Source organism: Streptomyces mutomycini, from assembly GCF_001700505.1.
GTDB classification, from domain to species: Bacteria; Actinomycetota; Actinomycetes; order Streptomycetales; family Streptomycetaceae; genus Streptomyces; species Streptomyces mutomycini.
This window is the reverse complement of sequence record NZ_MAPV01000178.1, coordinates 1-9,303: the sequence shown is the minus strand read 5'-3', so window position 1 is coordinate 9,303 and position 9,303 is coordinate 1. Positions and strand designations below refer to the sequence as shown.

The 9,303-nt window shown below is 69.1% G+C and carries 12 protein-coding genes and 1 tRNA gene; 6 read left to right on the top strand and 7 right to left on the bottom strand.

Annotated features, from left to right (window positions below; all coding sequences use genetic code 11):
• Positions 1-163: 163 nt before the first annotated feature.
• Positions 164-394 (bottom strand): DUF8108 domain-containing protein, encoded by a 231-nt coding sequence (locus BFF76_RS24090; protein WP_078850766.1) that lies wholly within the window; start codon positions 392-394, stop codon positions 164-166.
• 118 nt (positions 395-512) lie between these two features.
• The gene (locus tag BFF76_RS24085) at positions 513-728 is read right to left on the bottom strand and encodes a hypothetical protein (protein ID WP_031099314.1); all 216 of its coding nucleotides are present in this window, start codon (positions 726-728) and stop codon (positions 513-515) included.
• A gap of 90 nt (positions 729-818) precedes the next feature.
• Between BFF76_RS24085 and BFF76_RS24080 the strand changes: the two genes are divergently transcribed.
• The 3 genes from BFF76_RS24080 (at position 819) to BFF76_RS24070 (ending at position 2,782) form a co-directional block, all read left to right on the top strand.
• Positions 819-1,331, top strand: a complete 513-nt coding sequence (locus BFF76_RS24080) for a hypothetical protein (RefSeq protein WP_065849043.1) — start codon at positions 819-821, stop codon at positions 1,329-1,331.
• Between the two features lie 324 nt (positions 1,332-1,655).
• On the top strand, positions 1,656-2,219 hold the full coding sequence (locus BFF76_RS24075) for a flavoprotein (RefSeq protein WP_244167339.1): 564 nt from the start codon (positions 1,656-1,658) through the stop codon (positions 2,217-2,219).
• Between the two features lie 17 nt (positions 2,220-2,236).
• Positions 2,237-2,782, top strand: a complete 546-nt coding sequence (locus BFF76_RS24070; protein WP_031099321.1) for an MOSC domain-containing protein — start codon at positions 2,237-2,239, stop codon at positions 2,780-2,782.
• A gap of 13 nt (positions 2,783-2,795) precedes the next feature.
• Here the strand turns inward: BFF76_RS24070 and BFF76_RS24065 are convergent, their stop codons facing one another.
• A complete protein-coding gene (locus BFF76_RS24065; RefSeq protein ID WP_053928504.1) occupies positions 2,796-3,272 on the bottom strand; it encodes a DUF6194 family protein in 477 nt (158 codons plus the stop codon).
• Between the two features lie 84 nt (positions 3,273-3,356).
• Here BFF76_RS24065 and BFF76_RS24060 point away from each other — a divergent pair, with 84 nt between their 5' ends.
• A complete protein-coding gene (locus tag BFF76_RS24060) occupies positions 3,357-4,052 on the top strand; it encodes a MerR family transcriptional regulator (protein WP_031100243.1) in 696 nt (231 codons plus the stop codon).
• 162 nt (positions 4,053-4,214) lie between these two features.
• On the opposite strand, the gene BFF76_RS24055 is transcribed toward BFF76_RS24060, so the two are convergent.
• The gene (locus BFF76_RS24055) at positions 4,215-5,486 is read right to left on the bottom strand and encodes an LPXTG cell wall anchor domain-containing protein (RefSeq protein WP_031100242.1); all 1,272 of its coding nucleotides are present in this window, start codon (positions 5,484-5,486) and stop codon (positions 4,215-4,217) included.
• A 340-nt stretch (positions 5,487-5,826) separates the two neighbouring features.
• Between BFF76_RS24055 and BFF76_RS31635 the strand changes: the two genes are divergently transcribed.
• Positions 5,827-6,033 (top strand): hypothetical protein, encoded by a 207-nt coding sequence (locus BFF76_RS31635; RefSeq protein WP_244167338.1) that lies wholly within the window; start codon positions 5,827-5,829, stop codon positions 6,031-6,033.
• A 127-nt stretch (positions 6,034-6,160) separates the two neighbouring features.
• Here the strand turns inward: BFF76_RS31635 and BFF76_RS24050 are convergent, their stop codons facing one another.
• The gene (locus tag BFF76_RS24050) at positions 6,161-6,865 is read right to left on the bottom strand and encodes a pyridoxamine 5'-phosphate oxidase family protein (RefSeq protein ID WP_031100240.1); all 705 of its coding nucleotides are present in this window, start codon (positions 6,863-6,865) and stop codon (positions 6,161-6,163) included.
• The gene (locus tag BFF76_RS24045; protein WP_031100238.1) at positions 6,862-8,046 is read right to left on the bottom strand and encodes a globin domain-containing protein; all 1,185 of its coding nucleotides are present in this window, start codon (positions 8,044-8,046) and stop codon (positions 6,862-6,864) included. Before BFF76_RS24045 ends, BFF76_RS24050 begins: the two co-directional genes overlap by 4 nt.
• Positions 8,047-8,711: 665 nt before the next feature.
• Here BFF76_RS24045 and BFF76_RS24040 point away from each other — a divergent pair.
• Positions 8,712-9,008 carry a GYD domain-containing protein gene (locus BFF76_RS24040; protein WP_031100236.1) on the top strand — a complete coding sequence of 99 codons (297 nt, stop codon included), beginning with the start codon at positions 8,712-8,714 and terminating at the stop codon, positions 9,006-9,008.
• Between the two features lie 152 nt (positions 9,009-9,160).
• Here BFF76_RS24040 and BFF76_RS24035 read toward each other — a convergent pair.
• A tRNA-Val gene (locus tag BFF76_RS24035) sits at positions 9,161-9,235 on the bottom strand.
• Positions 9,236-9,303: the final 68 nt, after the last annotated feature.

Genomic DNA, 9,303 nt, shown 5'->3' with positions numbered 1-9,303 from the left:
GGGGCGGAGGGGCGCGAGGACCCGGGTGGGGATGCTGACTGGGCCATGGGATTCCTCCGCTCGAACGGACCGCCCCGCACTGCTGCGGGCAGCTCCGACCCTGTTCGACGTCCTCCCCGGCCACGACCCGGACGCACCCGTTCGGGTGGCAGCCGGGCCATGCTCAGGGCGCTCCCACAGTGATGACCTGCCCCTGCGCGTCGACGGTGAGCACCGCCCGCTCGACCTTGTTGGTCAGTGCCAGAACCGCCCACACGACGCCCCACGCGCAGCAGGAGAAGGCCGTCAGAAAGGCGTGCAGCACATGGTTGACCGGCTGCCCGCGCACGAGCACGGCCTGACTGCCGGTCCGGAACTCCACCCGCCACCCGGCCGCGACCCGCCGGCTCACCACCCAGTCGAGGATGAGGCCCCTCTGCGTGGCGTCCGGGACGCCCCCGACCGCCCCGTAGTAGCCGGGGGCGGTTCGAGCGAAGCCTCGTGCCGGTGTGCTCCACGACGTCTCACGGGGCTCACCTCCAGGTGTCGAGGTCTCCGCCTCGCCACTCGATCAACTCAGGCTGCTCCAGATCGATCTCCTCCGCGCCCTGGGCGAGCCCGGCGCGCCGCAGGAAGGAGGCGACCTCCCCACGCCCGTGCGCCAGCCCGACGATCTGTCCCCGTACAGTCACCCGCCGCCCACCGGTCGACGAGGGCGGGTACACGATCACAGGGGGGTGCTCGGACATGCCTCCACGGTCCCCTGCGCCTCGCCCCCTCGCATCCCGGGGCCCGCCGGAGCCGCGACCTCCGAGGCGCACATGGCTAAGCTCGTCGGCATGAGTGCAGCCATAGCCGCCATGGTCACCGCAGTCGTCGGAGTGCTCGGCACGCTCTTCGCACCGGTGATCACGAGCTGGGTGACGAAACGCCAGCGCACGGCGGAGGGGCAGGTCGAGGAGCGACGGCGGCTGTTCGAGGACCGGCGTACCGCCTACACCTCCATGAACCGGGCGACCGGTCACTTCCACACTCTGCTCAAGGACGCCCTGCACCGCATGCGCGACGGGGTCTACACGGACGACGACCGGGCTCAGCTGGAGGACGGCCGACGGGACTACCGCGACGGGTACGCCGAGGCCCAGATGATCGTTCCCGACGCCGTCCTCGCCGCTTCCCGCGAACTCAACGTGGTCCTGGCCGGGGTGGACGCCGCGCTCAAGCGCATCGACCGCGGCCTGCCCCGCGAGGGCGAAACAGCCGTGCAGCTGCTCCTGGATCTCAAGGCCGCGGATCCGAGACTCGGCGCCATGCATCGCATCATGCGCGAGGACCTCGGCATCACCGACTGAGCACTGCCGGGTGTGACGGTGCCGCCTTGTCGGCGCCTGTCCCCTCTCGGATGAGCTGGTCCGCCGCAGCAGTCCGGATGAACTACTGACCCCGGCTGGAGAGCCCCCTTCGCCCTCCTCCGCCTCCGACTGCCGCGCGCCGCAGAGGGCTTGCCTGAGCGGAGGTGTTCAGACGGCGTCGGCGCCGCCGGAACAGTACGAATACGGGGAGGAGGATACGTCGTCACACCGTGCACGCGGCGGGTACGGACGGCCGCTGCGCGGCGTAGGACGTCTCTGATGTACTACCGGCCGAGTGACGGACCGAGGCAGGAGGAGGAACCGGTGAGCGCGGACAGCCGCGGAGTGCTGGGCGTCGTGGGTACGGCGACCGACGGGGTCGAGACGCTGCGCACCGGGCTGGTGGAACCTGCCCTCGCACTTGGCTGGCAGGTAGCGGTGACCCTCACGCCGACTGCCGCCCGATGGCTTCGGGCGAACGGTGAACTGGACCGACTCGAGTCACTGACAGGCCTGCCGGTACGTGACACCCCCCGTCTGCCGGCTGAGCCCCGCCCGCACCCCGTCGCCGACTGCTACGTCGTCGCGCCGGCGAGCGCGAACTACGTCGCCAAGCTCGCGACGGGCATCGCGGACAACCAGGCCCTGACACAGGTGAGCGAGGCACTCGGCACTGTCGGCGTACCGGTGGTGGTGTTCCCCCGGATCAACGCGGCACACGCACGGCATCCGGCGTGGGAAGGACACCTCGGGGCGCTGCGCAGGGCAGGCGTGTCACTGGTGTACGGAGCAGACGTCTGGCCCCTGCACGAACCGCGTCAGGGTCCGGCGGACAGGGAGCTACCGTGGGCTGCGATCCTGGCAAACACAGCCGTGCGGGCTGACTGACACGGACGGGGTGGGAAATGGCAGGCAGAGTGACAGCGGTGAGCAGCAACGGGACGTACTCGTTCAGCAAACCCAATCGTGCGTCCGTCACGCTGCTCGCGGGCCTCGGCGTCGAAGGGGACGTACACGCGGGCGAGACGATCCGGCACCAGTTCCGCATGACCTACGAGCCGGACCTGCCCAACCTGCGTCAGGTCCACCTGATGCACGAAGAACTCTTCGACGAGCTCGGACGCAAGGGCTTCGCCGTCGCCGCCGGGCAACTCGGTGAGAACATCACCACCCGGGATGTGGACCTGCTCGGCCTTCCGGCCGGCACCCTGCTGCACCTCGGTGAACAGGCCGTGCTGGAGGTGACGGGGCTGCGCAACCCGTGCGCGAAGATCAACGACTTCCGGCAGGGCCTGCTCGGGAAGGTGTTCGCCCTCGATCCCGTCTCGGGCGACTTCACCTTCAAGTCCGGCATCATGGCCGTGGTCCGCCACGGCGGCCCGGTCCGTCCGGACGACACCGTGGAGGTCGAGCTCCCACCGGCCCCGCACCGCGCGCTGGAGCGCGTCTGAGCACGAGGGACCGCTACCGGCTCGGTGCCGAGCCTGTCCGCCGCTCATGACGCGCACGTGCGCGGTGATGAGCTGCGCGGAGCAGCCGGCGAACTGCCTCATCCGTCCGGCGGCCCGGATTCACCACTGCGAGCCAGGCGACGGAACCGTAGACGGGGTGCGCGATCACGGCATCGGTGATGCCGGGGTCCGCATCCGCGGCCGGCTCGCGCGGCGCGTGGCCCGTCCAGTCGATGAACTCCTCCTTGCCTGCGGCGATGTTGACACGAAAGGTGTCCGGGCGGTCCAGGCGCGAACTCTCGTCGCCCGGACAGTTCTTCGTCACGATCGTCGCGAACGGTTGAGTCGCTTCCGGCATGACACCGTCGGGAGAGTAGAAGAAGAACGTATCCCCCCAACTGATCTCCGGTGAGCCGTCGCCGGGTGCCGGCCTGAATGACAGGGTTCCGTCGAACCCGTCCACGAAGTCGATGATCTCGTCGATGGTCATGTGCTCAAGCGTTTCATTAAGGTGCTTGTGGAGACTTCGGACCGGAACCCTGTGAGGTGGCGGGTGCCAACCCTCGAACCGGCCATGCGCACGGTCGATGTGGCGCGACGTGCCGGGTACTCCGTCCAGCAGGTCCGCAACCTCGAACGCGACGGTGTCCTGCCACCAGCGACGCGCTCGGGTGCGGGCTACCGGGTCTACGGGGACACCCACCTGCAGTCCGCACTGGCCTACCGCGCGCTCGCGAGCGGCACGGGTCCGGTCGAGGCCAAGCGGATGGTTCGTGCCGTGCATGAGCGCCCGGCCACGGAGGTGCTCGCCATGCTGGACGCGGCACACGCCCGGCTCGACCGGGAGCGTAGGGACCTGGAACTCGCCAAGGAGGCCGTCGCCGCGATCTCCTCCGAGTTGATCGAGGACGTACGCCCATCGGACTCGATGAGCGTCTCCGAACTCGCCGCCGCGCTCGGAGTGCGCCCGTCGACACTGCGGCACTGGGACGCCGAGGGCCTCGCTGTGCCGGGCCGGTTTCCCCCACGAGGGACGAGACGGTACTCGCCGGCCCAAGCCCGTGACGCCCGGATCGTGCACCAGCTCCGCAGCGCGGGCTACCGGATCGACCCGCTCCGGAGCTTGCTGCCGAGCCTGCGACGCGGGTACGGGCAAGAAGGGGTCGAAGCCGCGCTGGCCGCCCGGGACGCGAGCATCGCGGCGCGCTCCCGTGCCCTGCTCGACGCCGCTGTCCCACTCAGCACGATCCTCGCCGCCAAGGAGCTGTGACCGTCTTTCCGGCCACGCGCGCTCAAGCGGGCCGGGGATCGTGGTCCGCCGGCAGGTCAGGTTCGGAAAACACGACGGGCCCGGCACCGTGCATGCGGTGTCGGGCCCGTCGGGCGGTCAGCGTGCGGGCCGGGGCATCCGGCCGTCACCCCGCCTCACGCGTCAGGCGTGCGAGCCGGCCTTGCGGCGGCGTACGACGAACATCGCGCCCGCACCCATCGCCAGGGCCGCGCCGCTCGCGAGGGCGAGCTGCGACGTCGAGGACGAGCCGGTGGCTGCGAGGCTGCCGCTGACAGGACTGGCCGACGTGCCGCTCTGCGGCTTGAGGTCCGAGGTGTTCGGCTTGCTCGTACCGGTCTTGGCGTCGTCGACCTTGCCGGGCTTGCTGCCGGCGGCGGCGATCACGAACTCGTAGCCCTCGAGGTCCGGGCTGCCACCGCAGGTGCCGTTGTCGTTCCAGTAGTCACCGGCGACGAAGGTGACGCCGTTGCCCGCCGGTGCGGAGGCGTCGATCGTGAGGCGCATCTTGACGTCGGTGTGGGCGCCTGCCTTGAGCGGACTGATCGGGTCCATGTAGTGCTCGTTGTCGACGTTCTTCCACTTCGAGGACGAGGCGGGCGACCACTGCAGGTGCACCAGGTCGTCGAGGTCGTTGAGGCCGCTCCGGTCGGTCGCGTGGACGTAGGCGAACGGGAACACCTCGTCCATCGTCTCGTCGGTTCCGTTGGTCACCCGGAGTTTGAAGTTGACCTTCGTGCCCGCGACGACCGTGGACGGCAGACCCTTGACGACCGTGGTGAGCTTGGCCTCGGGGATACAGTCCCCGTCGCCCTCACCGTCTTCCTCGGCCTCCTCCTCCGCTTTGGCCAGCGTCTCGTCGGCGGCGGTCTTGTCGGCGAGCGCCGCCTTGGTGGCCTTCTTGGCCTGGTCGTACGCCCGCGCTGCGGCGACCCGCTCGTCGTCACGTGCCTCCAGGGCCGCAGCGAGCTCGGCGTCCGCGTCGGCCTTGGCCGCATCGGCGGCGGTGGCCGCGGTCTCGGCCTCGGTGAGAGCCGCCTCAGCAGCGGCCCTCTCCGCGTCGGTGGCCGTGTCCTTGAGTTCGTCCAGCGCTGTCGTGGCGTCGACAACCGCCTGGTCGGCTTCGGTCTTCGCGGTGGCAGCCTCCGCTGCCGCGGCCTGGGCGGCCACGACGGCGGGATCGGTCGCGGAGAAGATCGCTTCCATCGCCGCGTATGCGGCACTCTCGGCAGCCACGGCATCGTCGTATGCCGCCTGCGCCGCGGCGGCGGCCTTTTTCAGCTCCGCGACGGACGGCTTCTCCTGCGTCTGCGCTGCCGGCTTGCCGTCGGCGAACGCGGGGGTTACCGACAGCAGGACGGCAGGCGTGGTCACTGCGGCGACAACAGCTGTCGCAAGAATGCGGCGAATCTTCACAAGAGCCCTTCGAGGTCCGAACAGAAGAGAAGAAGGGGTCGCAGCGGAATGGGGCACGCAGATGCGACTCGGAAAGATCGTATGGCCGGGGCAGCGATCAGTCGTCACGATTTCTTCACCCGTCCCGGCCGACACAACGACACCGGGACAGACAGACAAGGCGAAAGGGTGCAGTTGCTTTCACTGCCTGCGCTTTCGCTGTGAGGAACGCCACACGCCTCTGAATCGGTCGATCGCCGGCGGCGGCACGAGCGCCGTCGCCGGGTCGGACTGCCCTGCCCCACGCCCGATTCGACGAACAGGGCAGCTGCCGGAACCGCCCCAGCCCACCCTGACGCTCATGTCCTCACGCAGTCGGCCGGTCACCGTGCACCACGGCGTCGAGTGGCCGGTACCCACACCCGGCGAGGCCTGGACCGTGGGCGCGATCGTCCTCGACCGGGACGGCAATGCGTTCGCCCAGAAGCGAAGCGCGGACCGCCGCCTCTGGAATGGTCCAAGCACTCCGCCTACGACTGGTTCGGCTCCGGCGACCTCCACCGCCTGAAGGAGAACTGCGCGGGCCGGCACTTGATCCACGACCTGGTCGCCCGGACCCTGCAGGACCGCCAGGACAGCGCCTGATTCGGAATCATTCCACGGAGGGCCGCGACGGCTGCCCACCCGCTCTCGTCTCAGCGGTCGCGCGATCCGGGCACAGGGTGCGCGTTCGCATGGACGTACGTGTGGTCGGGGACGCCCGGGCCTGTGGGTGCCATGCCCGGCCCCGGACCGTAGTCCACAGGCGCCGGTTCCGGCTCGGTGAAGTAGTCGGGGTCCCTGGGGCGGGCTCGCGCCAATCCCAGCGGACGGGGGGCGGGCTCGAGGTGGGGTATGTGCTTCGAGCAGTGTATGTAGGCCTCGTGGACGTTGATGACAGTCCACAGCACGGGGTGCCGCCCGGGGGCGGTGTCGACAGGGATCCAGGGGTGGACGGCCCGCAGCTCCTGGTCGTCGACGAGTTGGGCGGAGCCGTTGACGTGCAGTCCGACGTGGTCGCGGGTGAAGTCCATGAAGAGCAGACCGATGTGCGGGTTCTCGGTGATGTTGCCGGCGCTGGCCATGACGCCGTTCCCGCGGTACTCGGGGTAGGCCAGGGTGCGGTCGTCCAGCACGGCGACGAATCCGGGGGGCCCGGAACGGAAGGTGGCGTCGCAGTGGCCGCGGGCGTCGGCGGTGGAGAGGAACACCATCGACTGGCGGTGGATGAATTCACGCATGGCCGCCGTGAGGTACGGGTGGACCTGCCGGTCGTAGAAGGCGTCTGCGCGTTCGCTGGTGCCCAGGTGGGTCTGCAGCAGGCGCTCTCCCTGAGAAGGGGTGGCGTCGTGGCGGGTCACAACTGGTCGAACTCCTGACCGGGTCGGGGCGGCGTGAGAGGCGCGGTGAGGATGGGCGTGTCGAGCGGGTCGTGGTGGATGTGGGCCCGGGGGGTGCCTTGGCGCAGGAGGGTGTGCACGGCCGTGGTGACCATGTCGGGCGGACCGCACAGGAAGGCTTCGTGCCGGTCCCAGGGGCCGAACTCGTGCAGGACCTGCGGGAGTGTGCCTTGCTGGCCGGGAATGTTCTCGTGCGAGACGGCCGCGCGGACGGACAGCCAGTGGTGGCGTTGGGCCAGCCGCAGCATGTCGTTGAGGCCGTACAGCTCGTCGGCGGTGCGGGCTCCGACGAACAGGTTCACGTAGCGCCGCATTCCGGAGACTGCGGCTTCCTCGATCAGGGCGCGGATCGGCGCGAGACCGGTCCCGCCGGCCACCAGCAACAGGTCGCGGTCGCCTGCCGAGGCAAGGGTCATATCGCCCTGGGGCGGGCCGAGCCGCACCCGGTGTCCCGGTACCGCGTGGTGAACCAGCGCGTTGCTGACCTGACCCTGGCGCACGGCCCGGACGTGGAACGTCAGCGTGTGGTCCGCACGCGGCAGATGGGCGGGTGAATAGTGCCGCCAGGTACGGGGATACCAGGGGGTTTCCATGCTCACGTACTGCCCGGCGACGTACGGGTAGGGCTGGTCCGGCCGCACGGTGATCTCGGCGATGCCGTGGCCGCGGTGCTCGTGCCGGATGATCTGCGCCTCCCAGGAAGCCGGGCGCAGGCGCATGTCGTCGGTGGCGGCCGCGGTCATCACCTCGGCGGCGAGGTTGTAGGCGCGGGTCCAGGCGGCGGCGACCTCGGAGTTCCAGGCGGTTCCCGCGAAGCGGGCCAGGGAGGATACAAGGCACTCACCCACGGCCGGGTAGTGGGCGTCCAGCGCTCCGAACTTACGGTGGTCCCGACCCAGCCGGGAGCAGAACCGCACGAGGTTGTCGACGTCATCGACGAGATCGATGATCCGCAGCAGTCCGCGCAGCAACCGGTCGCGCTGGACGTCCATGTTCTCCGGGAACAGCCCCCGCACTTCGGGATACCGGGCGAAGAGGATCGCGTAGAAGTAGACGGTCATCTCCGTGGCCTGCGGTGCGACCACCGACAGGCTCGTGCGCACCAGGGAGATCTCCCGGTCCGTCAGCGGGGCGGACGTCACGCTCTGCCCCCGGAGAGCGCAAGGCGACGACGCCTCCTCGTTCGTCGAGCGGCAACACCGTGGGGGGCAGCGGGTGTCGCCCAGAGCGAGGGGACCACCAGGCATACCAGATGTGCTGACAAGAAAAAATTCGCAATCTTAGAAGGAGTTTCCGTGTCGCTCAGGTCCAGAACAGCGAACGTGTGATCGGGGGACGAGCCATTGTGCACATAGCGCGCCAGGACGGAACCCACCCCTGACGCCTGCACCTCGATCACCAACCAACACAACTTGCCTGAAAACGACGCCTCGCGACCAGTGCACCCCCAGAAAACGACGGAGCTGGACATGGCGCGTCACCAGGGTCTCTGACAGCCCGACGCCGCCCCGAACGGCGCTCCGGGCACCTTGAACCCGGATTCGATGGGGAGGTTCGGTAAGCAAATATGTGAGGTCAAGTGAACGTACGTGCGAAGGTTGAGTCGCGAGCGGTCAACCCTATGACCCCTAGTGCCCAGCCGCACCGGACATACACAGCGCCCACGCGCGAGGAACACGAAGCCCGCGTCCTGGTTCCCCCGCCCACGTGTGCCGCTGAACCTGTTCGGGTGCGCATCTCGTGCGGATCCCAGCCCGGATGCCCAGGCTTGGCCTCACGATGCGTCTCCTCGTGAAGGTGAAGGAACATGCCGACGTACGTCGCCCTGCTGAGCTGGACCGATCAAGGGGTCCGAAACTACAAGGACACCGCAAAGCGCTCCGAAGCCTTCGGGTCAGCGGTACAGAAGCTCGGGGCGAAGGTTCTGAGCATCTACTGGACCGTCGGTCCGTACGACCTCGTGGCCATCGTCGAAGCACCCGACGACGAAACTGCCACGGCAGCGCTCCTGCAACTCGGCGGGGTGGGCAACATCCGCTCCACGACTCTGCGGGCCTTCGGCCAGGAGGAGATGGAGCGCATCATCGCCAAGGCGGCTGTCTGACGGCCCACGTCGTCCAGTACACGCAACGCGAGGCCGTGAGCCACCTGGACCGCACGCTGAAGCGGCAGCCTCCCGACCGTGGGTGACCGCCCGCTGATGTCAGAAGTAGATGCCGAAGGCCCCCAACCGTGATCGGTTGGGGGCCTTCGCACTGGTGGGCGCGGACGGTTTCGAACCGCCGACATCTGCTTTGTAAGAGCAGCGCTCTACCCCTGAGCTACGCACCCGTGGATGAGCCAACAGATTACATGGCCCACGGCCCACGGCCGCAATCCGGTTCCCCGCCCCGCCACCC